This is a genomic window from Streptomyces sp. NPDC047853, assembly GCF_043204535.1.
In the GTDB taxonomy this organism is placed as follows: Bacteria; Actinomycetota; Actinomycetes; order Streptomycetales; family Streptomycetaceae; genus Streptomyces.
This window is the reverse complement of sequence record NZ_JBIDCI010000017.1, coordinates 90,156-110,504: the sequence shown is the minus strand read 5'-3', so window position 1 is coordinate 110,504 and position 20,349 is coordinate 90,156. Positions and strand designations below refer to the sequence as shown.

Below are 20,349 nucleotides of genomic sequence, written 5' to 3'. Positions count from 1 at the left end.
GTGCCCCGGGCGGGCCTCAGCGTCCGAGCTGGGCGTCCAGCCAGGTGCGGACCTCGGGGGTCGCGGGGTCGGTGATGTCGTCGAAGTCGTGGTGCTTGGTGAGGTACTTGGCGACGTAGGGGCAGACGGGCACGATACGCAGTCCCTGGGCGCGCACGTCGGTGAGGGCCTGCCGGACCAGCTGTCCGGCCAGGCCCTGTCCGGCGTGGGCGTCGTCGATCTCCGTGTGGAAGAAGACGCGCTGCTCGCCGCGGTCGCGGTAGGCGGTCAGGCCGGCCTGCCGGCCGTCGACCAGGATCACGTAGCGGTGGCGTGCGTCGATCCGCTCGACGGTGGGCGCGACGGGGGCGGGCTGGTCGTTCACGGGGTTCCTCTCGTGGGAGCGGTCAGCGGCGCGGCGGGTTGCCGCGCGGGGTCAGGGCCGCGTTGGGCAGGGCGGGAGCGGGCAGCCGGTCTCCCGGATACCCTTCGACGGCGCCGAAGCGGTCGGAGGTGTTCTGCCAGTCGGTCCGGGCCCGGACGATGTCCTCGTGGCTGCGGCCGATGAAGTTCCACCACATCACGATCTCCTCGTCGAAGGGGGCGCCTGCGATCAGGACCGCCCGGGCCGGGGTGTCGGACTCGTTGACGAGGGCCAGGGTGTCGCTGCCGGCGTCGAGGAAGCCGAGGTGGGCCGGGCGCAGCGCGGTGCCCGCCATGCGTACCTCGCCCCGGTCGACCAGGAGGCCGTGCTCGAAGGCCGGGTCGACGTCGAGCGTGACCGCGGCCCTCGGCGCGAGCGCGATCTCCGCGCCGAGGAGGGGCGAGAAGGTCTCCACGGGCGAGGTGGATCCGGCCAGGGAGCCCAGGAAGACCCTGATCTCCGCGCCGTCCAGGGCCACCGGCTCGGGCACGTGGTGCTGGAAGCCCCGGGGGGCGTCGCGGTGCTCCCGCGGCAGGGCCAGCCACAGCTGCACGCCGTGCAGGACGGTGGTCCGCGGGGTGGAGACCTCGGTGTGGCTGATGCCGTGGCCGCCGGTCATGAGGTTCAGTTCGCCGGGCCGGACGAAGGCGTGGCTGCCGAGGCTGTCGCGGTGCTCGATCTCCCCGCTGAAGAGCCAGCTCACCGTCTGCAGTCCGGTGTGCGGATGCGGGGCGACGTCCATGCCGCCGGTGTCCGCCACGTCGTCGGGGCCGTAGTGGTCGGCGAAGCACCAGGCCCCGATCAGGGTCCGGGAACGCTGGGGCAGGGTGCGGCGCACGGTCATGGCGCGCGGGCCGCCCAGGGGCACGTCGCGCGGCGCGAGGACGTCGACGCGCGGGGCGCCCGGGGAGCCCGCGCCGCCGGCGGGTCCGCACCGCACCGCGACGGGGTTCGTCTCGACGTTGCTCATCGGCAGCCTCCTGCACCCTCATGGTAGTTTTAACTTCAACAATACGCCGTGATCATAGACGTCCGCGGCCTCACGAAGGAGCGTCGGGTGACCACTCCCGCCCCGGAACCCGCCGCCCCGCGGCTCTACATCGACAAGCGGAGCCCGGCCGCGTACCGCGCGCTGGTGCACACCGCCGAGGCGGTGCGCGCGGTCACCGCCGAGGCGGGCCTCGACCGGACCGTCGCGGAACTGGTCAACCTCCGCGTCTCCCAGCTCAACGGCTGCGCCTCCTGCCTGGACGTGCACACCCGGGCCGCCCAGCGCCTGGGCGAGACCCCGCGGCGCCTGGGCGTGCTGGCCGCCTGGCGGGACACCGAGCTGTTCACCCCGGTGGAGCGGGCCGCCCTCGCCCTCGCGGAGGCGACCACCACGCCGGCCGACACCGCCGCGCGGGACGCCGCCCATGCCCTGGCCCGGGAGCACCTGACCGACGACCAAATCTCCGCGGTGATCTGGGTGGCCGTCACCATCAACGCGTTCAACCGGGTCTCGGTGATGAGCCGGCACCCGGTACGGGCCGATCGCTGAAGGACAGGCACCCGGTCCGGGCCGGTCGCTGAAGGCCCACGCGCGGGACGCCGGTCGGGGGGCTCGTCCGACGCCCGGGATATCCGTAGGCTGACCTGGGAAGACGCTGCCGCGAGACCGACCGGGCGGAATGAAGGGCGAGTCGTGTTCTACTACGTGCTCAAATACGTGCTGCTGGGGCCCCTGCTGAGACTGCTCTTCCGTCCCCGGATCGAGGGCCTGGACCACGTACCGGCGTCCGGGGCGGCCATCATCGCGGGCAACCACCTCTCCTTCTCGGACCACTTCCTGATGCCGGCGGTGCTCAGGCGCCGCATCACCTTCCTCGCCAAGGCCGAGTACTTCACCGGCCCCGGCATCAAGGGCCGGCTGACCGCGTTCTTCTTCCGCAGCGCCGGGCAGATCCCCGTCGACCGCTCCGGCAAGGACGCGGGCCAGGCGGCGATCCGCGAGGGGCTCGGCGTGCTGGGCAAGGACGAGCTGCTCGGCATCTACCCGGAGGGCACCCGCTCGCACGACGGCCGGCTGTACAAGGGCAAGGTCGGCGTCGCGGTGATGGCGCTCCGGGCCGGGGCGCCGGTCGTGCCCTGCGCGATGATCGGCACCTTCGAGGCCCAGCCGCCGGGCCGGAAGATCCCGAAGCTGCACCCCGTGGTGATCCGTTTCGGCGAGCCCCTGGACTTCTCCCGCTACGCCGGGATGGAGGGCGAGAAGGCCGTGCTGCGCGCCATCACCGACGAGATCATGTACGCCGTCCTGACGCTGTCCGGACAGGAGTACGTCGACCGGTACGCGGCCGACGTCAAGGCCGAGGAGGCCCGGACGGCTGCCAAGGGACCGAGGTTCCCCCGGCTGCCGCACCGCTAGCGGGCCGCTGTCTGCCCTCGGCAGAAGAGCGTGGTCGAAGAGCGCCCGGCCCGCCTACCGTCGCCCTATGACACGAGCTGTGGTGATCGGGGCGACGGGGCAGATCGGGCGCCCGACCGTGGGAGCGCTGGCCCGGGACGGCTGGGAGGTGACGGCCGTCTCGCGGGGCGGTGAGCGGGACGGGGACTGGCCCAGGGACGTGCGGGTGGCGCGGGCCGACCGGGAGGACGACGCGGCCCTGTCGGCGGCGGTCGGCGACGGCTGCGACGTCCTGGTGGACACGGTGGCCTTCGGGGAAGAACACGCGCGGCAGCTGATCTCGCTCGCCGGGCGGGTCGGCTCCGCCGTGGTGATCTCCAGCGTGTCGGTCTACGAGGACGACAAGGGCCGCAACTTCGACACGCAGGGCGAGCCCGACGGCTTCCCCGCGTACCCGGTGCCCGTCACCGAGGAGCAGCGCACGATCCGGCCGGGCGACACGTCGTACAGCACCCGCAAGGCGGCGCTGGAGCGTGAACTGCTCGCGGCGGGCGACCGGTTGCCGGTCACGCTGCTGCGCGCGGGCGCGGTCCACGGGCCGCACTGCCGTACCCCGCGCGAGCTGTACTTCGTCAAGCGCAACCTCGACGGCCGGCGCCGGCGCTTCCTCGCCCACCGCGGTACGAGCCGCTTCCACCCCGCGAGCGTGCACAACATCGCCGAGCTGATCCGGCTGGCCGCTCCACGCCCGGGCACGCGCGTGCTGAACGCGGTCGATCCCGAGGCACCGACGGTCGCGGAGATCGCGGCGGCGATCGACGCGGTGATGGGGGTGGAGGCGGAGGACGTGCTGATGGACGGCCCGCCCACCGCCGACGGCGTGGGCGACACGCCCTGGTCGGTGCCCCAGCCGGTGGTGTGCGACATGAGCGCGGCCGAGCGGCAGTTGGGCTACCGACCGGTGGTCCGCTACGCCGAGACCCTGCCGGACACGGTGGCCTGGATCGAGGGGCGACTGGCCGCACGGGACTGGCGGGAGGCGTACCCGAAGATGGTCCGGGCCTACGGCGACCTCTTCGACTACGCCGCGGAGGACGCCTGGTCGGCGGCGCGGCGGACGTGAGGACGGCCGAGGGGCGGCCGGTCGGTCCGGCCGCCCCTCCCCCGCGCCTTCGGGTCGCTACGGCTTGGGCGTGGCGTGGGGCGCGCAGGTCACGTCCGAGGCGTCCACCTTGCCGGTGAGCAGGTAGGTGTCGACCCGGTCGTTGACGCACGGGTTGACCAGGCCGGTGACCCCGTGCGATCCGGCGTCCCGCTCGGTGATCAGGCGCGATCCCTTGAACCGCTGGTGCAGTTCGACGGCGCCTCCGTACGGGGTCGCCGCGTCCCGCTCGGCCTGCACGATCAGCACGGGCGGCAGGCCCTTGCCGGTCTGCACGTCCACCGGGGTGTGCTGCTTGACGGGCCAGGTGGCACACGGCAGGTTCATCCAGGCGTTGGCCCAGGTCATGAACGGGTGGTCGCGGTGGAGCCGGGTGTTGTCCCGGTCCCAGGTCTGCCAGTCGGTGGGCCACTGGGCGTCGGCGCACTCGACGGCGGTGTAGACGGCGTTGCCGTTCTCCGCGGAGGCGTTGCCCGCGGTGTCGCCGGGGTCGGGGGCGGCGGCGTCCACGAGGGCCTGGGTGTCACCGGCGACGTACTTGCCGAAGACCGTGGCGACCGGCACCCACGCGGAGTCGTAGTACGGGGCGCTCTGGAAGAAGGAGATCAGCTCGGCCGGGCCGACGACCCCGCCGAGCGGCTCCTTCGCCGCGGTGGCGCGCAGTTCGAGCCACTGGTCCTGGACCTCGGCGCGGGTGTCCCCGAGGTGGAAGGTGGCGTCGTTCCGCGCGACCCAGTCCTGCCAGTCCTGCCAGCGCTGCTCGAAGGCGACGTCCTGGTCCAGGTTGGCCTGGTACCAGATCTTGTCGCGGGACGGGTTGACGACGCTGTCGACGACCATCCGGCGGACGTGGTCCGGGAAGAGGGTGCCGTAGACGGCGCCGAGGTAGGTGCCGTAGGAGACGCCGAGGAAGTTGAGCTTCCGCTCGCCGAGCGCGGCGCGGATGACGTCGAGGTCGCGTGCGGTGTTCGGCGTGGTCATGTGCGGGAGCATCGCACCGCTGCGCTCGCCGCAGCCCTCGGCGTACTCGCGGGCCAGCTTGCGCTGCGCGAGCTTGTCGGCCTCGGAGCCGGGCACCGGGTCCATCTTGGGCGCCTTCACGAACTCCTGCGGGTCCACGCAGGAGATGGGCGCGGACTTGCCGACACCGCGCGGGTCGAAGCCCACGAAGTCGTAGGCCTCGGCCGCGTCGGCCCAGACCGCGCTCCTGCTCGTGACGCGGGCCGGGAAGCGCAGCCCGGAACCGCCGGGACCGCCGGGGTTGTAGAGGAGCGCGCCCTGGCGCTCGGCCTTGGTGCCGGTGTTGCCGATGCGGTCGACGGCGATCTCGATCTGCTTGCCGAACGGCTTGGCGTAGTCGAGCGGCACCGTGACGTAGCCGCACTGGATCGGCTGGGGCAGGTTCCAGTCGGCGGGGCAGTCCTGCCAGTCGATGCCGGCCTTCGCCGCGCGGGCGGCGGCGATCGCGGCCCCGCGGGCCTCGCGGTCCCAGCCCTTCGCATGGCCGGCGGCCGGGCCCGCGCTCGCGGTGGGCGCCGCGACCGCGCCGGCTATCAGTGTGGCGGTGACGAGCGCTCCGGCCGTGCCGAACGCCGCCGCCCTCCGCCCCAGTCCGCTCTTCCTCACGTGGCCCTCCCCGTACGTGTTCGCGACAAGTACGGGGATCTTCGCGGTTGTGCGTTCCCTGAGGACAGAGGCGATGCTACTTCTTTGCCAATCCGATAAACGGAGAAAGGCGTTCGGTCAAAGGGCTCCGGTCGACGGACCCCGGTCCAGCCAGGCCAGCGCCTCGTCCAGCAGCCGTCTCAGCCGCAGTGCGTCCGAGGCCACCGCCGTCACCAGCGCGCACGGCCCGGCGAGCGGCATGACGGCCGCCCCCGGGGCGAGGACACGGGCCGCCGGTGGCGCGGTCGCGAACTCCGGGCGGGCGACGATCAACTGGCCGACCGCACGGTGCCCCGCCAGGCCTGCGGGGCCGTCCCAGCCGCCCGGGGCGCCGGGCCCGCAGGCCAGCTCCTGGTCGAGGACGCTCCGGCCGGCGATCCGCACGGTCAGCCGGCTGGTGAGCCGCCCCGGTTCCTCCCCGGACCGCCCGAGCACCTGCTCCTCCCGCAGCAGGAGCCGGGCCGTGGCGGCGAGGTCGACATGTGTGGTGACGTGCAGGTCGCTGCCGCCCGCGGAGATCAACTGCTCGGGCAGCCAGCGCAGTTCCGCGTCGTCGCCGACGGTGAGCCGGACGTCGTAGCGGGCACCCGTCTTGGACTGCCCCGGCAGGGCCAGGGTGGCGGCGGCCGATCCGACCCGCAGGCGGGCGCCCCGGCCCGCCTCGGCGGTCACCGTGAAGTGGTCCCCGCCGAGCGGGCCGCTCATCGCACCGACCAGCAGGAGCCGGGCCTCGGCTCCGCTCCCCCGGGTGCGCCGCACCGTGAGCGGCCCCTCGCCCTCCAGCACCGGCAGGGCGATGCCGCCGCGCCCGTCGGCGCGGGCGAGAACGCGCGCCCTCGCCCGTACGCCGGCCGGGGCCGTCATGCCGTCCATGCGGTGATCCGGGCCCGCACCCAGTCGGCCACGTCCCGGACGCCGTCCTCGCCGCGCAGCGACTGGAGGACGACCGGCAGTTCACCGCGCTGCGCCTTCGCGTCGGCGGCCATCCGCGCCAGGTCCGAGCCGACGTACGGCGCGAGGTCGGTCTTGTTGACGATCAGCAGGTCGGCGGTGGTGACGCCCGGCCCGCCCTTGCGCGGGATGTCGTCACCCCCGGCGACGTCGATCACGAAGATCTGGGCGTCGACGAGCCCCCTGGAGAAGGTGGCGGTGAGGTTGTCGCCGCCGGACTCCACCAGGACGAGGTCCAGCGGACCCACCTCGTCCTCCAGGTCCTCCACCGCCTCGAGGTTGGCCGAGATGTCGTCCCGGATGGCGGTGTGCGGGCAGGCGCCGGTCTCCACGGCGCTGATCCGCTCCGGCGGCAGTACCGCCTCGCGGAGCAGAAACTCGGCGTCCTCGCGGGTGTAGATGTCGTTGGTGACGACGGCGAGGGACAACTCCTCGCGCAGGGCCCGGCAGAGCGCGGCGACGGTGGCGGTCTTCCCCGAGCCGACGGGTCCGCCGAGCCCGATCCGCAGCGCGCGGCGGCTTCCGTCGGGCCGCCTGGCGTCGGCGGAGACGGCGGGCGTCTCATGGTGGTGATCGAGGTGCATGCTGCGACTCCTGCACGGGGGCGAAACCCCCTGTAGAGCCCCCTGCAAGGGGACGGGAAGGGAAGGAAGGGACGGCGGGCGCGCGGGCCGAACGGTCGGGGCGCTACGAGGCGAACAGCCGCACGGCCCAGGCGGCGTGCGCCTCCGCGCCGATCTCCAGCACCGGCGAGGACCGCGCGGGCAGCACGTCGACCCCGTCGGTCACGGCGGCGTGCGCCGCCTCGACGGCGTCCTGTGCCACCCGGTCCAGCTCGGGGGCGAGACGCGCCAGCACGCCCGTCGCGTCGAACGGGTCGAGGCCGAGCAGCCGCACCACGGCCGTGGCCGGTCCGCTCACTGCCTCGTAGAGGGAGCAGTACGCCGCGTCCAGGGGCCCGAGTCCGGCCGCTCGGGCGGTCAGGCCGAGGACGACGGGCTGGTGCGCCCCCTTGGGGAACCGTCCCGCCAGCGCGTCGAGTTCGGGGTGCGGCCAGGTCGCCCGCGCGGCCCGCATCAGCTGCCGCCCGAGTCGGCGCGCCACCCCGCGCAGGGCGGGTGAAGGGGTGCGCGCGTCCGCGGCCCGGTCGAGTGCGACGGGGTCCACACCGAGGGCCGCGGTCGCGGCGAGGCAGGCCGCGACGCTTCCGCCGGTGTGCAGCCGCCCCCGGCAGAACTCCTCCAGGCTCGCGGCGTCGGTGATGTGGCCCGCCCGGACGGCGGCCTCCGCCCCGCCGGAGTGGGCGTGCCCTCCGGCGGGGAAGCGGCCGTCCGCGAGGACGAGCAGTGCGGCGCGGCTCATGTCGGCGCTCAGAACAGGAAGTACCGCTGCGCGAGCGGCAGTTCGACGGCGGGTGCGGGTTCGACGAGCTCGCCGTCGATGGTCACCGCGAAGGAGTCCGCGGCCACCTCGACGCGGGGCAGCGCGTCGTTCTCCCGCATGTCGGCCTTGGTGAGGCCACGGGTCGACCGGATGGGCACGAGCTCCCGGCCGAGTCCGAGGCGTTCCGCCAGCCCGTCATCGAGGGCGGCCCCGGCCACGAAGCCGACCGAGTTGGCGGCCGGAGCCGTCCCGTGGGCCCCGAACATCGGTCGCGGCAGCACCGGTTGCGGGGTGGGGATGGAGGCGTTGGCGTCCCCCATCTGCGCGTACGCGATCTGCCCGCCCTTGAGGACGAGCTGCGGCTTCACTCCGAAGAACCGGGGGTCCCACAGCACCAGGTCGGCCAGCTTGCCGGTCTCCACCGAGCCGACCTCGTGCTCGATGCCCTGGGCCACGGCGGGGTTGATGGTGTACTTGGCGACATAGCGGCGGGCGCGCAGGTTGTCGGCGCGGGTGTCGCCGGGCAGGAAGCCGCGACGCCGCTTCATCACGTGCGCGGTCTGCCAGGTCCGCAGGATCACTTCTCCGATGCGGCCCATCGCCTGGGCGTCCGAGGCCATGATGGAGATGGCCCCGATGTCGTGCAGGATGTCCTCGGCCGCGATGGTGCTGGGCCGGATGCGGGACTCCGCGAAGGCCAGGTCCTCGGGGACGGCGGGGTTCAGGTGGTGGCAGACCATCAGCATGTCGAGGTGCTCCTCGACGGTGTTGACGGTGTGCGGCCGGGTCGGGTTGGTGGACGCCGGCAGGATGTGGGGCAGCGAGACCGCCGTGATCATGTCGGGGGCGTGTCCGCCGCCGGCTCCCTCGACGTGGAAGGCGTGCAGGGTGCGTCCCGCGATCGCGTCGAAGGTGTCGCCGATGAACCCGGCCTCGTTCAGGGTGTCGGTGTGGACGGCGAGCTGGACGCCGGACTCCTCGCAGACGTCCAGGCAGGCGGAGATGACGGCGGGGGTGGCGCCCCAGTCCTCGTGGATCTTGAAGCCCAGGATGCCCGCGCGCAGTTGGTCGCGCATCGACTCCTTGGACATGGTGCTGCCCTTGCCGAGGAAGCCGATGTTGACGGGGCTGGACTCCAGGGCCGCGAACATCCGCGCGAGGTGCCAGGAGCCGGGGGTGACCGTGGTGGCCTTGCTGCCCTCGGCGGGGCCGGTGCCGCCGCCGATGAGGGTGGTGACACCGGAGGCGAGGGCCTCGTCGACGGCGGCCGGGGCGATGAAGTGGACGTGCGTGTCGATGCCGCCGGCGGTGAGGATCTTGCCGTTGCCGGCGATGACCTCCGTCTCGGGGCCGATGACGAGGTCCGGGTGGACACCGTCCATGGTGTCCGGGTTGCCGGACTTGCCGATGCCGGTGATGCGGCCGTCGCGGATGCCGATGTCGGCCTTGACGACGCCCCAGTGGTCGATGACCACGGCTCCGGTGACCACCGTGTCGGGGGCGCCCTCGGCACGGGTGGCCCGCGACTGGCCCATGGACTCGCGCAGGACCTTGCCGCCGCCGAAGACGGACTCGTCACCCGAGCGGCCGGGCCCGCCGGAGCGGTCCTCCTCGATCTCGACGAAAAGGTCGGTGTCGGCGAGTCGGATGCGGTCGCCGGTGGTGGGGCCGAACAGGTCGGCGTAGGCGGCACGGGTCAGTTCAGGCATCGAGGGCACCTCCGGTCGTGCCGCGCAGCCCCATGACGACGCGGGCCCCCGCCAGGGGGACGAGCTCCACGTCGACGGGGATGCCGGGCTCGAACCGGACGGCGGTGCCGGCGGCGATGTTGAGCCGCTTGCCGTGGGCCGCGGCGCGGTCGAGGTCGAGGCCGGGGTTCGCCTCGGCGAAGTGGTAGTGGGACCCGACCTGGACGGGCCGGTCGGCGGTGTTGAGCACGGTCAGGCGGGTGATCTCGCACCCCTCGTTGCAGACGACCGGCTCGTCGGCGAAGAGGATCTCTCCGGGGATCATGGCTGCCGCCCCGTCAGATGATCGGATCGTGGACGGTGACCAGCTTGGTGCCGTCGGGGAAGGTGGCCTCGACCTGCACGTCGTGGATCATCTCCGGGACGCCCTCCATGACCTCGTCGCGCTGGAGCAGTGTGCGGCCGGAGGCCATGAGTTCACCGACCGTACGACCGTCCCGGGCACCTTCGAGGATGTGCGCGGTGATCAGCGCGACGACCTCGGGATGATTGAGCCTCACGCCTCGCGCGCGGCGCTTCTCCGCCACGTCCGCGGCCACATGGATGAGCAGTCTCTCCTGCTCGTGCGGGGTCAGCTGCACGTACCACCTCACAGGGCATCACGCCGGGACGCACGGCCCGACTGCCGCGGCCACCGCGACGGTTCTAGATGTAACACACATGTAACACGCATGAATGCGCTGGAAAGCGCACGCCGGTGCACAGGAAACCGCAGGTGGATCGGGGTGCAGAGTAGGCTCGCAGTGTTTCCGCCACGTCACCCGGATTTGACCGACTGATTACCGGTGCCGTCGGCGGCCTCCCGCATGCCCGTCAGCGCCCGTACACCCGCCCGGAGCGCCTCGGGAGGAAAACCGCCGAAGAGCACGTGCTGGACCCCGAAGCCCTGCACCGTGGCCATCAGCGTCCGGGCCACGGCCCGGGGATCGACGTCGGCGGACATCATGCCGCTCTCCTGGTAGCGGACCACCAACTTCACCCAGGCGGCCGTGACCGCGTCGAAGCCCTCCCCCAGCAGGGCCGACAGCTCGCCGTTGCGCTGCGTCTCCGTCCAGGCGTGGATCATGAGCCGCGGGAACAGCCACTCCCCGTCGTCCGTGAGCGCCGGCCGTTCCCGCTGCATGTGCGCCACGGTCCGGGCGATCAGCTCGTCGGGCATCGGCGGCGGGCTCTCCCGCGCGGCCCGCTCGTACACGTCGCGGAGGACGCCCATCACGTCGGTGACGATGGCCTCGATCAACTGCTCCTTGCCGCTGAAGTAGCGGTAGACCGCCCCCGCGGACAGGTCGACCTCCTTCAGCACGTCCTGCATCGACGTGGCGTGGAACCCGTTGCGGGCGAAGCAGAGGGCGGCGCCGTCGAGGATCTGCCGGCGGCGGGCGTCGAGGTGTTCCTGGGATACACGGGCCATGGTGTCCACGTTAAAACGAACGTTCCTTCTTGACAAGGGACCGAGCCGGGCGCACGGTGGGGACAGCAGTAAAACGAACGATCCTTCTTTTTCAGGAGTCCTCATGGACAGCCGCCGACGCGTGATCGCCGTGATCGCCCTGGTGCCCGTACTGGTCGCCCTGACCCTGTGGGCCTTCGCCTGGCCCGCCGCCCGCACGGCCCCCCACGACCTGCCGCTCGGTGTGGCGGGGCCGCCCGGGGCGGTCGCGCAGGTGGAGCAGCGGCTCACCCGGCAGGAGGGCGCCTTCGAGATCCACCGTTACGCCGACGAGGCGGCGGCCCGGGCCGCCGTCGAGGACCGGACCGTGTACGGCGCGGTGGTCGCCGACGACCGCGGCGGCAAGCTGCTCACGGCATCGGCGGCGAGCCCCGTCGTCGCCCAGTTGCTCCAGCAGGCGGTGGCCGCGCAGGGGACCGCGGCGGGAGCCCCGGCCCAGGTGGTCGACGTCGTACCCGCACCCGAGACGGACCCGCGCGGCGCGGCCCTGGGCGCGAGCGTGCTGCCGCTGGCACTGGCCGGGATCGCGGCGGGCGCCGTCACCACCCTGCTGGGCCTGCGCGGCACCCGTACGGTCGTCGCGCTGGTCGGCGCCTCCGCGGTGGCGGGCCTGGCCGCCGCGGCCATCGCGCACAGCTGGCTCGGGACGGTCGTCGGTGACTGGTGGGCCGTGGCCGGCGTGTTCGGGCTGTCGGTCCTCGCGGTGGGTGCGAGCGTGGCGGGGCTGGCGGCCCTGCTGGGACAGGCGGGGATCGGTCTGGGCGCGGCCGTGATGATGCTGCTGGGCAACCCGTTCTCGGGCGCCTCCTCGGCACCCGAGATGCTGCCGCAGCCGGCCGGTGCGATCGGCCAGTGGCTCCCGCCGGGCGCGGGCGCCTCACTGCTGCGCTCGGTGTCCTTCTTCGACGGAGCCGCGGCCACCGGCCACGCGCTCACCCTCGCGTGGTGGGCCGGGCTCGGCCTCGGCGCGGTCGTGCTCGGCAACGCCCTGCGGCAGCGCGCGGCCGGCGACTCGCCGGCCCCCGACCGGGCCCCGGCCCCCGCACCGGTCGCCTGAGCCCCGGTCGGCGTACGCCCCCACCCGCGCCACGCAGGGCCGGTGGACGCCCGCTGCAGCGGCTTCGGCCCCGGTGGACGCCCGCTATGACGGGGTCGGCCCCCGGTGCTCCGCCGCGATGCCGAAGCGGTGATGCTCGCGGGGCGTGGCGGCGTCCCGGACCCGGGACAGCGCGCCGACCACCTGCTCCCCCGCCGGTTCCCGGTGGTCCTCCAGGCGCGCGAGGTCGGCGGCGGAGACGAGGGCGACCAGCGGCTTGCCGTGCCGCGTCACGACGACCCGTTCACCGCCGTACACGACCCGGTTGATCAGGTCGGCGAGCTCAGCCCGGGCTTGCGTCACCGGAATCTCGTAGGCCATGGCCCCAGCTTACGGTTGGGCTCGCGGCCACCGGCTGCGGTGCCGCCCGCCGGGGAGGACGATGGAGCCGGGGGCGAGCACGGCCACCGGCCCACAGGAGGTGCCCCATGGCAGGCGAACCGTCGTTCTTCGAACTCGGCGTGGCCGACCCCGAACGCGGGCGCGCCTTCTACGGCACCCTCTTCGGCTGGACCCTCGAACCCGGGCCCACGGGCGGCGGATTCACCGTCGGGACCGATGGCCTTCCCGGTGGCCTGCACGGAGGGGACGCACAGGCGTCTCCGTATCTCTTCTTCCGGGTCCCGGACCTGGAGGAGGCCGTGGCCCGCGTCCGCGAGCTGGGCGGGTCGGTCGGGGACCTCGGCGCGGAGGACGCGCAGTCGGCCGCGCGCTTCGGCCGCTTCGCCCTGTGCCGGGACGACCAGGGCTCCCCGTTCGGCCTGCACGAACCTCCGAAGGAGCAGTGAGGCACCCCTCCGCCACCAGCCGCGGCCTGCGAGACTCCCTCCTTCCCGAGATGTACGTCCTGTACATTTTTCGGAGACAGTGCCGCCCGCAACGGCGCTGCCACGAGGAGGGGTTCGTCATGGTCCGGTCGTCCGCCCGCCACGTACCACCCGGGTTCACCGAGCGCGCCGGCACCGGCGACCGGGACATGGACCCGTACGCGAAGCCGCTGGAGGAGCGCGCCGTCCTCCTCGGGACACCGATCGACGAGACCGCCGCGCCCGGCGCGAGGTGAGCCGCCGATGCCGTCGCCGGAGCCACCTCCCCTGCCCGCCCTCACCCGCGCCGAGGCCGAGCTGATCGACTGCTACCTGGACGTCGTCGACCTCCTGGGCCGCATCAACCCGGCACAGGACGGCGACACCTACCGCGGCCTGCGGGCTGCCCAGGCACTGGTCGGCAAGGCGACCGCCCTGCGCGACGCGCTGGCCCTGATGCATCGGCGGGGCGAGACGGAACTGCACGCGGCGACCCTGGCCCGGGCGCTGCGCGTCCTGGACGGGGAACGGCGGACGGCGCGCGTCAGTCTGCCGCCGCCTTCGGACAGTTGACGCTCACGCACGCGAAACGCACCAAACGGCTTACCCCCTTTCGGCGTAGGAACACCGGGAATTTCCGGCTCCCCGCAGTTGCGGGACGCGGCTGCCCGAGTGGCGGAACGAGCCATTCCGCCGCTGGTCCCGGCGTCGCCGCCGCACCCCCACGCGACTCGAACGTGCGGCGTTCATCCGAACGGGTGAGTGGTGAGTAACAACACAAAAGCCACGTTCCGTTGGGATTTTCCCACGGGGCGAGACAAGATCCGTGACTGACGACAAGCCCCCGCCGCCGCGGCGGGGCGGTCCGGGCGGACGCCGAATCCTGCCGCCGCCCGGACGACCGGTCGACAGGAGTGGATCGGCAGGAGTGGAGGACCCGAGCACGACGGGTCGCCGGAACGGTCGCCTGCGCGATTCAGGCACCGTACCGAGCGGCCCTTGGGGTGAAGCCGCATCCGTGCGGCCGGGCAACTTCGCCAGCCCGAATCCGACAGGTCATCCTTCACAGGCGGCTGACGAAGGGTTGCGCATGTCTGCGCTCAATCGTGTCCCGTCACTGATGGCCCGTGCCGGTACGGCCTCGGCTCTCACCCTCGCCGCCGTCGGCGGTTCCGTGGTGGTCCCCGGCGTCGCCTCCGAGGCCGCCGCGGCGAGCCACGCGACGAAGGCCCTCAAGATCGCGGCCTCGAAGAAAGGTGCGCCCTACAAATGGGGTGCCGTCGGACCGGGCAGGTTCGACTGCTCCGGCCTGACGCTGTACTCGTTCAAGAAGGTCGGCAAGAAGCTTCCGCGCACCGCGGCCCAGCAGTACAACAAGACCCGGCACATCTCCTCGAAGAGCCGCAAGGTCGGGGATCTGGTCTTCTTCCACTCCGGCCGCAGCGTCTACCACGTCGGCATCTACGCCGGGAAGAACAAGATCTGGCACGCTCCGAAGACCGGCGACGTGGTGCGCCTGCAGAAGATCTGGACCAGCAGCGTCTGGTACGGCCGGGTCAAGTAGACCGCCCGGGCGGGGTGACGGCGCCTGTTCCGCCGTCACCCCGCGGGGTGGTCGGAAGCGGCGTCGCGGTCACCGGAGACGGCTCAGCGCGAGCGCTCCGGCTCTCCCGGCGTCCGGCTGACGGCCGTGGCCGGTTCGGTGGCCACCGGGCGGCCCGGCGGCGTCCAGGGCAGCTCGATGGAGACGGTCTTGCCGCCCTCGCGGGTGGGCCGCACCCGCAGCCTGCCCCCGCCCTCCGCCGTGAGCCAGCGGATGATCACCATGCCCCGGCCGTTGTCCTGCTGCACCGCGGCGGGCAGGCGCTTGGGGAAGCGCGGATGGCTGTCGGTGACGCCGATGCGCAGCCGCTCGTCACGGTCGAGCGCGAGGTCCACCGTGAAGGTGGGCGACTGTCCGAGCGTGTGCTGGACCGCGTTGGTCGCCAGTTCGGAGACGATGAGCCGGACGGTGTCGGAGAGATCGGCGTCCGTCGGCAGACCCCACTCCGTCAGGGTCCCGACCACATAGGTACGCGCGGCGGCCACCGAGGCGGGATCGCTCGGCAGAGTGACGGATGCTTCCAGATGGTCTGCCATGGCGACGTCGTCCCTTTCCCACGGGACCGCAACCGGACACGGAGCGGACGGTTCGAGTACGGTCCCGGACTGGTGCTTCGCCGCCAGACTGCCATCACCAGGCCCGGGAAGGGCGGCGATCCACCAAGATATGCATATATCTGTCGCTCGAAGCGGTGAACTCTGCGACGGCAGAGCGGATTTGGGCGGCCCATAAGGAGTAAGGGAGTGGCCCATGCAACACGGTCCCGTGGTGCGCCGTCGGAAGCTGGGCGCCGAACTGCGCACCCTGCGCACGTCGGCGGGGATCACCAGCGGCGAGGCGGCCCGGTTGGTGGGCTGGCACCAGTCGAAGGTCAGCCGCATCGAAACCGGGACCAGCGGGGCGAAACCGGCCGACGTACGGTTACTCCTCGACGCCTACGGTGTCGACGACTCCCGGCTCCGGGAGCTGCTGGAGGTGCTGGCGGGCTCCGACGACGCGGGCGGCCGGCACCACTGGTGGCACGCCTACCGCGGGGTGCTGCCACCGGCCTACCGCGACTTCATCAGCCTGGAGTCCCAGGCCAGCGCGATGCGCACGCTGGAGACCACGGTGGTGCCCGGGCTGCTCCAGACACCCGAGTACGCCCGCGCGGTGACGCGCGCCGCGGCGGACGGGTTGCCCCAGGAGCGGCTGGACACCCTGGTGAAGGTCCGGCTGGCCCGCCAGGACGTGCTGCGGACCCAGCCGCCGCTGGAGCTGAGCGCGGTCCTGGACGAGGCGGTGCTCCGCCGCGAGGTGGGCGGCCCCGGGGTCATGGAACGGCAACTGACACGCCTGGTCGAGGCCGCGCGCCTCCCCCATGTCCGGCTCCGGGTCCTGCCGTTCACCGCCGGGGCGCACATCGGTGTCACCGGCCCTTTCGTAATCTTCTCTTTTTCGAGCACTTCTGATCTGGACGTGGTTGTTCTCGACCACTTGACGAGTAGCCTGCATCTCGAGCGGAAAGAAGACCTGGAGGCCTACACCGAGGCCTTCAACGCCCTTCTGCTCCATGCCCTTTCGCCCCAGGACTCGTTGGACTTCATCGCCGCGATCGCGGCAGGCGCGTAAGGAGGAACCATGTCAGGCACCCCGTCCGCACTCCGCCGGAGCATCCCTGCCGGCACCCATCTCCCCGACCTGCGGTGGCTGCGCAGCAGCTACAGCACCGGAGCGAACAACTGCGTGGAGACGGCACGGCCGTCGGCCGGCCCGTGGGCCGGCCTGCTCGCCGTGCGCGACTCCAAGGACCCGGCCGGACCCGCGCTGCTCTTCTCCCCCGAGAGCTGGGCGTCGTTCACGGGCGCGGTCCACCACCGCTGAACCCGGGTCGGATGCGGAGCACGGCCGTGCCACGCCGACTCATGGCCGCGTTGCGCCGATCACCCGTACCGCGCGTTCCACCTGTTCCGCGGAGAGGTCCGCCCGGGCGGTCAGCCTGAGCCGTGAGATGCCGTCGGGCACGGAAGGAGGCCGGAAGCACCCCACGGACAGGCCGGCCGAACGGCAGTCGGCCGCCCACTGGACGGCTCCCTCCGGGGAGGGCGCGCGCACCGACACGACCGCGGCGTCCGGACGCACCGCGGACAGGCCCATGGCGGTCAGGCGAGCGTGCAGTTCGCCCGCCACCGCACGTGCGCGCGCCGCCCGTTCGGGCTCGCGGCGCAGCAGGGTGAGGGCCGCGAGGGCCCCGCCCGCCGCCGCGGGGGCGAGGCCGGTGTCGAAGATGAAGGTCCGGGCCGCGTTGACCAGGTGCTCGATCACCGGGGCGGGTCCGAGCACGGCGCCGCCCTGGCTGCCCAGCGACTTGGAGAGCGTCACCGTCACGACGACGTCGTCCGCTCCCGCGAGGCCCGCCTCGTACGCGGCTCCCCGGCCACCCTCGCCGAGGACACCGAGGCCGTGGGCGTCGTCGACGACCAGCCCGGCGCCGTGCTCGCGGCACGCCTGCGCGAGCCCGGCCAGCGGCGCGGCGTCGCCGTCGACCGAGAAGACGGTGTCGGACACGGTGAGGGCGGGGCCCTCGTGGGTCGCCAGCGCCTTGCGCACGGCGTCCGGGTCGGCGTGCGCCACCACCTGGGTCGCGCCGCGGGCCAGCCGGCAGCCGTCGATCAGCGAGGCGTGGTTGCCCGCGTCGGAGACGACGAGGGAGCCGTGCGGCGCCAGCGCGGTGACCGCGGCGAGGTTGGCCGCGTAGCCGGAGGAGAAGACGAGCGCCGCCTCGAAACCGCAGAAGGCGGCCAGTTCGTGTTCCAGCTCGGCGTGCAGCTCGGTCGTGCCGGTCACCAGGCGCGAGCCGGTGGCGCCGGCGCCCCACGTCCGCGCGGCCCGGGCCGCCCCCTCGGTGACCTCCGGGTGCCGGGCCAGTCCGAGGTAGTCGTTGCTCGCCAGGTCCAGCGGTGCCGAGTCGGCCGGGCGGGGGCGCAGAATCCGTACCAGACCCGCCTCGCGACGCGCCCGGGCCTGCTCGTCGATCCAGCCGAACGCCATGGATCGGTCCTCCAGAGGATTTGTAGGCAGTGGACAGACGATAGCGGCACCGCCACCCCCGCGAGGTGTGGCAATACCCACACGTCGAACTGGCAGTGTTGTGCGAAGTCTCCTTGGCCCCGGACGGCCCCTTAGGACAGGATCGGCTCTCATGGACCTGCTGAACACGCTGGTGGACAAGGGGCTTCGGCGCGAGACGCCGACCCGCGAGGAGGCGCTCGCCGTCCTCGCCACTTCCGACGACGACCTGCTCGATGTGGTGGCCGCGGCCGGCAAGGTGCGCCGTCACTGGTTCGGCCGACGGGTGAAACTCAACTACCTCGTCAACCTCAAGTCGGGCCTGTGCCCCGAGGACTGCTCCTACTGCTCGCAGCGGCTCGGCTCCAAGGCCGAGATCCTCAAGTACACGTGGCTCAAGCCCGACCAGGCCTCCCGCGCCGCGGCGGCGGGCCTGGCCGGCGGCGCCAAGCGGGTGTGCCTGGTGGCCAGCGGACGCGGCCCGACCGACCGGGACGTGGACCGGGTCTCGGACACCATCAAGGCCATCAAGGAGCAGAACGAGGCCGTCGAGGTGTGCGCCTGTCTGGGTCTGCTCTCGGACGGCCAGGCGGAGCGGCTGCGCGAGGCGGGCGCCGACGCCTACAACCACAACCTCAACACCTCCGAGGCGACGTACGGGGACATCACGACCACGCACACGTACGCCGACCGGGTGGACACGGTGCGCAAGGCGCACGCGGCGGGACTCTCCGCCTGCTCGGGGCTGATCGCGGGCATGGGCGAGAGCGACGAGGACCTGGTCGACGTGGTCTTCTCGCTGCGCGAGCTGGACCCCGACTCCGTGCCCGTCAACTTCCTCATCCCGATGGAGGGCACGCCGCTGGCGAAGGAGTGGCACCTCACCCCGCAGCGGTGCCTGCGCATCCTCGCGATGACGCGGTTCGTCTGCCCGGACGTCGAGGTGCGCATCGCGGGCGGCCGCGAGGTCCATCTGCGCACGATGCAGCCGCTCGCCCTGCACCTGGCCAACTCCATCTTCCTGGGGGACTACCTCACCAGTGAGGGGCAGGCGGGCCGGACCGACCTGGAGATGATCGCGGACGCCGGGTTCGAGGTGGAGGGCGCGGGCGAGGTGACCCTGCCCGAGCACCGTGTCACGGCCGGCGGCGGCTGCGGGTCGCACGAGGGTGGCGGCGGGTGCGGCTCCCACGAGGGTGGCGGCGGCTGCGGCTCCCCCGCGGGGGACGGTGTCTGCGGTTCCGTACCGGCCGGGGCGGACCGCGGCTCGGCCGTGCCCGCCGGACCGGCGGGGGCCGGTGAGATCCGTACCGACCTGGTCGCCGTACGCCGCCGGGGTGCCGGAACGGACCTCGCGCCCAATGCCTGAGCCCGAGCTGACCGTGGACGAGCTGCTGGCGCTCGACCGTCGGCACGTCTGGCACCCGTACGGCCCCATGCCCGGCCGGCAGGACCCGCTCGTCGTGGAGTCGGCGAGCGGGGTGCGGCTGCGGCCGGCCGACGGCTCGGCCGAACTGGTCGACGGGATGTCGTCCTGGTGGTCGGCGATCCACGGGTACAACCACCCGGTGCTGAACGAGGCCGCGCGTGAGCAACTGGGGCGGATGAGCCATGTCATGTTCGGCGGGCTCACCCACGAGCCCGCCGTGCGACTGGCGAAGCTCCTTGTCGACATGTCGCCCGAAGGGCTGGAGCACGTCTTCCTCGCCGACTCCGGGTCGGTGTCGGTCGAGGTCGCGGTCAAGATGTGCCTGCAGTACTGGCGCTCGCTGGGCCGCCCCGCCAAGCGACGCCTGCTGACCTGGCGCGGCGGTTACCACGGCGACACCTGGCAGCCCATGTCGGTGTGCGACCCCGAGGGCGGGATGCACGACCTGTGGACGGGGGTGCTGCAGCGTCAGGTCTTCGCGGACGCGCCCCCGGTGGAGTACGAGGAGACGTACGCCGATCACCTGCGGTCCATGATCGAGCGGCACGCCGACGAGCTGGCCGCGGTGATCGTGGAGCCGGTGGTGCAGGGCGCGGGCGGGATGCGGTTCCACTCCCCCGCCTATCTGCGCGTGCTGCGGGAGGCGTGCGACGCGTACGGCGTGCTGCTGGTGTTCGACGAGATCGCGACCGGGTTCGGGCGCACGGGCGCGTTGTTCGCGGCGGAGCACGCGGCGGTGGTGCCGGACGTGATGTGCGTCGGCAAGGCGCTGACCGGCGGCTACCTGACGATGGCGGCGACGCTGTGCACGGCGCGGGTGGCCGAGGGCATCTCCCGGGGCGAGGTGCCGGTGCTGGCCCACGGGCCGACGTTCATGGGCAATCCGCTGGCGGCGGCAGTGGCGTGCGCGTCGATCGGACTGCTGCTCGGCCAGGACTGGCTCGGGGAGGTCAAGCGGATCGAGGCGGGCCTGCGGGAGGGGCTCGCGCCCGCAGCCGGTCTGCCGGGCGTGCGCGACGTGCGGGTGCTCGGCGCGATCGGCGTGGTGCAACTGGACCATGACGTCGACATGGCGGCGGCGACGCGGGCCGCCGTGCGGGAGGGCGTGTGGCTGCGCCCGTTCCGCGACCTGGTCTACACGATGCCGCCGTACGTCACGGGCGACGCGGACGTGGCGCGGATCGCCCGCGCGGTGTGCGCGGCGGCGCGGGAGGGATGA

At 72.9% G+C, this 20,349-nt stretch carries 25 protein-coding genes and 1 riboswitch; of the genes, 12 read left to right on the top strand and 13 right to left on the bottom strand.

What is annotated here, in order from left to right; translation table 11 throughout:
- Positions 1–16: 16 nt before the first annotated feature.
- Together ACGF5T_RS27890 and ACGF5T_RS27885 are read right to left on the bottom strand one after the other, a co-directional pair.
- Positions 17–364 (bottom strand): GNAT family N-acetyltransferase, encoded by a 348-nt coding sequence (locus tag ACGF5T_RS27890; protein ID WP_356606463.1) that lies wholly within the window; start codon positions 362–364, stop codon positions 17–19.
- Positions 365–386: 22 nt separating this feature from the next.
- Positions 387–1,373 carry a pirin family protein gene (locus ACGF5T_RS27885; RefSeq protein WP_361010183.1) on the bottom strand — a complete coding sequence of 329 codons (987 nt, stop codon included), beginning with the start codon at positions 1,371–1,373 and terminating at the stop codon, positions 387–389.
- An 87-nt stretch (positions 1,374–1,460) separates the two neighbouring features.
- On the opposite strand from ACGF5T_RS27885, the gene ACGF5T_RS27880 reads away from it, so the two are divergent.
- The 3 genes from ACGF5T_RS27880 (at position 1,461) to ACGF5T_RS27870 (ending at position 3,912) form a co-directional block, all read left to right on the top strand.
- Positions 1,461–1,943, top strand: a complete 483-nt coding sequence (locus ACGF5T_RS27880) for a carboxymuconolactone decarboxylase family protein (RefSeq protein WP_356606459.1) — start codon at positions 1,461–1,463, stop codon at positions 1,941–1,943.
- 144 nt (positions 1,944–2,087) lie between these two features.
- Positions 2,088–2,810 carry a lysophospholipid acyltransferase family protein gene (locus ACGF5T_RS27875; RefSeq protein ID WP_356606457.1) on the top strand — a complete coding sequence of 241 codons (723 nt, stop codon included), beginning with the start codon at positions 2,088–2,090 and terminating at the stop codon, positions 2,808–2,810.
- 67 nt (positions 2,811–2,877) lie between these two features.
- Entirely contained in the window at positions 2,878–3,912 is a 1,035-nt protein-coding gene (locus ACGF5T_RS27870; RefSeq protein ID WP_356606455.1) for an NAD(P)-dependent oxidoreductase, read from the top strand.
- Between the two features lie 57 nt (positions 3,913–3,969).
- Here the strand turns inward: ACGF5T_RS27870 and ACGF5T_RS27865 are convergent, their stop codons facing one another.
- From ACGF5T_RS27865 to ACGF5T_RS27830, 8 genes are all read right to left on the bottom strand, one after another.
- Complete coding sequence (locus ACGF5T_RS27865) at positions 3,970–5,577, bottom strand: alpha/beta hydrolase (RefSeq protein ID WP_366767601.1); 1,608 nt, start codon at positions 5,575–5,577, stop codon at positions 3,970–3,972.
- 117 nt (positions 5,578–5,694) lie between these two features.
- Positions 5,695–6,489, bottom strand: a complete 795-nt coding sequence (locus tag ACGF5T_RS27860) for an urease accessory protein UreD (protein WP_392889564.1) — start codon at positions 6,487–6,489, stop codon at positions 5,695–5,697.
- Entirely contained in the window at positions 6,477–7,151 is a 675-nt protein-coding gene (gene ureG / locus ACGF5T_RS27855) for an urease accessory protein UreG (protein ID WP_356606451.1), read from the bottom strand. The genes ACGF5T_RS27860 and ureG overlap by 13 nt, the downstream gene beginning before the upstream one ends.
- A 103-nt stretch (positions 7,152–7,254) precedes the next feature.
- Positions 7,255–7,929 (bottom strand): urease accessory UreF family protein, encoded by a 675-nt coding sequence (locus ACGF5T_RS27850; RefSeq protein ID WP_366767600.1) that lies wholly within the window; start codon positions 7,927–7,929, stop codon positions 7,255–7,257.
- Positions 7,930–7,937: 8 nt separating this feature from the next.
- Positions 7,938–9,659 carry an urease subunit alpha gene (locus tag ACGF5T_RS27845; RefSeq protein WP_366767599.1) on the bottom strand — a complete coding sequence of 574 codons (1,722 nt, stop codon included), beginning with the start codon at positions 9,657–9,659 and terminating at the stop codon, positions 7,938–7,940.
- Positions 9,652–9,963, bottom strand: coding sequence for an urease subunit beta (locus ACGF5T_RS27840; RefSeq protein WP_356606445.1), 312 nt, complete (start codon positions 9,961–9,963; stop codon positions 9,652–9,654). The genes ACGF5T_RS27845 and ACGF5T_RS27840 overlap by 8 nt, the downstream gene beginning before the upstream one ends.
- Before the next feature lie 13 nt (positions 9,964–9,976).
- Complete coding sequence (locus ACGF5T_RS27835; protein ID WP_356606443.1) at positions 9,977–10,279, bottom strand: urease subunit gamma; 303 nt, start codon at positions 10,277–10,279, stop codon at positions 9,977–9,979.
- Positions 10,280–10,455: 176 nt separating this feature from the next.
- Positions 10,456–11,109, bottom strand: coding sequence for a TetR/AcrR family transcriptional regulator (locus ACGF5T_RS27830; RefSeq protein ID WP_366767598.1), 654 nt, complete (start codon positions 11,107–11,109; stop codon positions 10,456–10,458).
- Positions 11,110–11,212: 103 nt separating this feature from the next.
- Between ACGF5T_RS27830 and ACGF5T_RS27825 the strand changes: the two genes are divergently transcribed.
- Positions 11,213–12,205, top strand: coding sequence for an ABC transporter permease (locus ACGF5T_RS27825; RefSeq protein WP_366767597.1), 993 nt, complete (start codon positions 11,213–11,215; stop codon positions 12,203–12,205).
- Between the two features lie 84 nt (positions 12,206–12,289).
- Here the strand turns inward: ACGF5T_RS27825 and ACGF5T_RS27820 are convergent, their stop codons facing one another.
- Positions 12,290–12,565: a type II toxin-antitoxin system Phd/YefM family antitoxin gene (locus ACGF5T_RS27820; RefSeq protein WP_356606437.1), complete on the bottom strand. Its 276-nt coding sequence runs from the start codon at positions 12,563–12,565 to the stop codon at positions 12,290–12,292.
- A 107-nt stretch (positions 12,566–12,672) separates the two neighbouring features.
- Between ACGF5T_RS27820 and ACGF5T_RS27815 the strand changes: the two genes are divergently transcribed.
- The 4 genes from ACGF5T_RS27815 (at position 12,673) to ACGF5T_RS27800 (ending at position 14,614) form a co-directional block, all read left to right on the top strand.
- Positions 12,673–13,032 carry a VOC family protein gene (locus tag ACGF5T_RS27815; protein ID WP_356606435.1) on the top strand — a complete coding sequence of 120 codons (360 nt, stop codon included), beginning with the start codon at positions 12,673–12,675 and terminating at the stop codon, positions 13,030–13,032.
- A 119-nt stretch (positions 13,033–13,151) separates the two neighbouring features.
- Positions 13,152–13,307 (top strand): hypothetical protein, encoded by a 156-nt coding sequence (locus ACGF5T_RS27810; RefSeq protein WP_392889556.1) that lies wholly within the window; start codon positions 13,152–13,154, stop codon positions 13,305–13,307.
- A 7-nt stretch (positions 13,308–13,314) separates the two neighbouring features.
- Complete coding sequence (locus tag ACGF5T_RS27805; protein ID WP_356606433.1) at positions 13,315–13,623, top strand: hypothetical protein; 309 nt, start codon at positions 13,315–13,317, stop codon at positions 13,621–13,623.
- Between the two features lie 291 nt (positions 13,624–13,914).
- Positions 13,915–14,137, top strand: a riboswitch (cyclic di-AMP (ydaO/yuaA leader).
- Between the two features lie 3 nt (positions 14,138–14,140).
- Positions 14,141–14,614, top strand: coding sequence for a C40 family peptidase (locus tag ACGF5T_RS27800; protein WP_356606431.1), 474 nt, complete (start codon positions 14,141–14,143; stop codon positions 14,612–14,614).
- An 83-nt stretch (positions 14,615–14,697) separates the two neighbouring features.
- On the opposite strand, the gene ACGF5T_RS27795 is transcribed toward ACGF5T_RS27800, so the two are convergent.
- Positions 14,698–15,189 carry an ATP-binding protein gene (locus tag ACGF5T_RS27795; RefSeq protein WP_361010160.1) on the bottom strand — a complete coding sequence of 164 codons (492 nt, stop codon included), beginning with the start codon at positions 15,187–15,189 and terminating at the stop codon, positions 14,698–14,700.
- Positions 15,190–15,403: 214 nt separating this feature from the next.
- Between ACGF5T_RS27795 and ACGF5T_RS27790 the strand changes: the two genes are divergently transcribed.
- A complete protein-coding gene (locus tag ACGF5T_RS27790) occupies positions 15,404–16,264 on the top strand; it encodes a helix-turn-helix transcriptional regulator (RefSeq protein ID WP_366767596.1) in 861 nt (286 codons plus the stop codon).
- A gap of 9 nt (positions 16,265–16,273) precedes the next feature.
- Entirely contained in the window at positions 16,274–16,516 is a 243-nt protein-coding gene (locus ACGF5T_RS27785; protein ID WP_356606425.1) for a DUF397 domain-containing protein, read from the top strand.
- Positions 16,517–16,555: 39 nt separating this feature from the next.
- Here the strand turns inward: ACGF5T_RS27785 and ACGF5T_RS27780 are convergent, their stop codons facing one another.
- Positions 16,556–17,683 carry an 8-amino-7-oxononanoate synthase gene (locus tag ACGF5T_RS27780; RefSeq protein ID WP_361010153.1) on the bottom strand — a complete coding sequence of 376 codons (1,128 nt, stop codon included), beginning with the start codon at positions 17,681–17,683 and terminating at the stop codon, positions 16,556–16,558.
- 151 nt (positions 17,684–17,834) lie between these two features.
- On the opposite strand from ACGF5T_RS27780, the gene bioB reads away from it, so the two are divergent.
- Positions 17,835–19,070: a biotin synthase BioB gene (gene bioB / locus ACGF5T_RS27775; RefSeq protein WP_366767595.1), complete on the top strand. Its 1,236-nt coding sequence runs from the start codon at positions 17,835–17,837 to the stop codon at positions 19,068–19,070.
- Complete coding sequence (locus ACGF5T_RS27770; protein ID WP_366767594.1) at positions 19,063–20,349, top strand: adenosylmethionine--8-amino-7-oxononanoate transaminase; 1,287 nt, start codon at positions 19,063–19,065, stop codon at positions 20,347–20,349. Before bioB ends, ACGF5T_RS27770 begins: the two co-directional genes overlap by 8 nt.

Excerpts from the sequence above, each read along its gene's own strand:
- ACGF5T_RS27885 (WP_361010183.1), bottom strand. The coding sequence starts at position 1,373 with ATGAGCAACGTCGAGACGAACCCCGTCGCGGTGCGGTGCGGACCCGCC.
- ACGF5T_RS27870 (WP_356606455.1), top strand. The coding sequence starts at position 2,878 with ATGACACGAGCTGTGGTGATCGGGGCGACGGGGCAGATCGGGCGCCCG.
- ACGF5T_RS27860 (WP_392889564.1), bottom strand. The coding sequence starts at position 6,489 with ATGGACGGCATGACGGCCCCGGCCGGCGTACGGGCGAGGGCGCGCGTT.
- ureG (WP_356606451.1), bottom strand. The coding sequence starts at position 7,151 with ATGCACCTCGATCACCACCATGAGACGCCCGCCGTCTCCGCCGACGCC.
- ACGF5T_RS27850 (WP_366767600.1), bottom strand. The coding sequence starts at position 7,929 with ATGAGCCGCGCCGCACTGCTCGTCCTCGCGGACGGCCGCTTCCCCGCC.
- ACGF5T_RS27845 (WP_366767599.1), bottom strand. The coding sequence starts at position 9,659 with ATGCCTGAACTGACCCGTGCCGCCTACGCCGACCTGTTCGGCCCCACC.
- ACGF5T_RS27840 (WP_356606445.1), bottom strand. The coding sequence starts at position 9,963 with ATGATCCCCGGAGAGATCCTCTTCGCCGACGAGCCGGTCGTCTGCAAC.
- ACGF5T_RS27830 (WP_366767598.1), bottom strand. The coding sequence starts at position 11,109 with ATGGCCCGTGTATCCCAGGAACACCTCGACGCCCGCCGCCGGCAGATC.
- ACGF5T_RS27825 (WP_366767597.1), top strand. The coding sequence starts at position 11,213 with ATGGACAGCCGCCGACGCGTGATCGCCGTGATCGCCCTGGTGCCCGTA.
- ACGF5T_RS27820 (WP_356606437.1), bottom strand. The coding sequence starts at position 12,565 with ATGGCCTACGAGATTCCGGTGACGCAAGCCCGGGCTGAGCTCGCCGAC.
- ACGF5T_RS27815 (WP_356606435.1), top strand. The coding sequence starts at position 12,673 with ATGGCAGGCGAACCGTCGTTCTTCGAACTCGGCGTGGCCGACCCCGAA.
- ACGF5T_RS27810 (WP_392889556.1), top strand. The coding sequence starts at position 13,152 with ATGGTCCGGTCGTCCGCCCGCCACGTACCACCCGGGTTCACCGAGCGC.
- ACGF5T_RS27805 (WP_356606433.1), top strand. The coding sequence starts at position 13,315 with ATGCCGTCGCCGGAGCCACCTCCCCTGCCCGCCCTCACCCGCGCCGAG.
- ACGF5T_RS27800 (WP_356606431.1), top strand. The coding sequence starts at position 14,141 with ATGTCTGCGCTCAATCGTGTCCCGTCACTGATGGCCCGTGCCGGTACG.
- ACGF5T_RS27795 (WP_361010160.1), bottom strand. The coding sequence starts at position 15,189 with ATGGCAGACCATCTGGAAGCATCCGTCACTCTGCCGAGCGATCCCGCC.
- ACGF5T_RS27790 (WP_366767596.1), top strand. The coding sequence starts at position 15,404 with ATGCAACACGGTCCCGTGGTGCGCCGTCGGAAGCTGGGCGCCGAACTG.
- ACGF5T_RS27785 (WP_356606425.1), top strand. The coding sequence starts at position 16,274 with ATGTCAGGCACCCCGTCCGCACTCCGCCGGAGCATCCCTGCCGGCACC.
- ACGF5T_RS27780 (WP_361010153.1), bottom strand. The coding sequence starts at position 17,683 with ATGGCGTTCGGCTGGATCGACGAGCAGGCCCGGGCGCGTCGCGAGGCG.
- bioB (WP_366767595.1), top strand. The coding sequence starts at position 17,835 with ATGGACCTGCTGAACACGCTGGTGGACAAGGGGCTTCGGCGCGAGACG.
- ACGF5T_RS27770 (WP_366767594.1), top strand. The coding sequence starts at position 19,063 with ATGCCTGAGCCCGAGCTGACCGTGGACGAGCTGCTGGCGCTCGACCGT.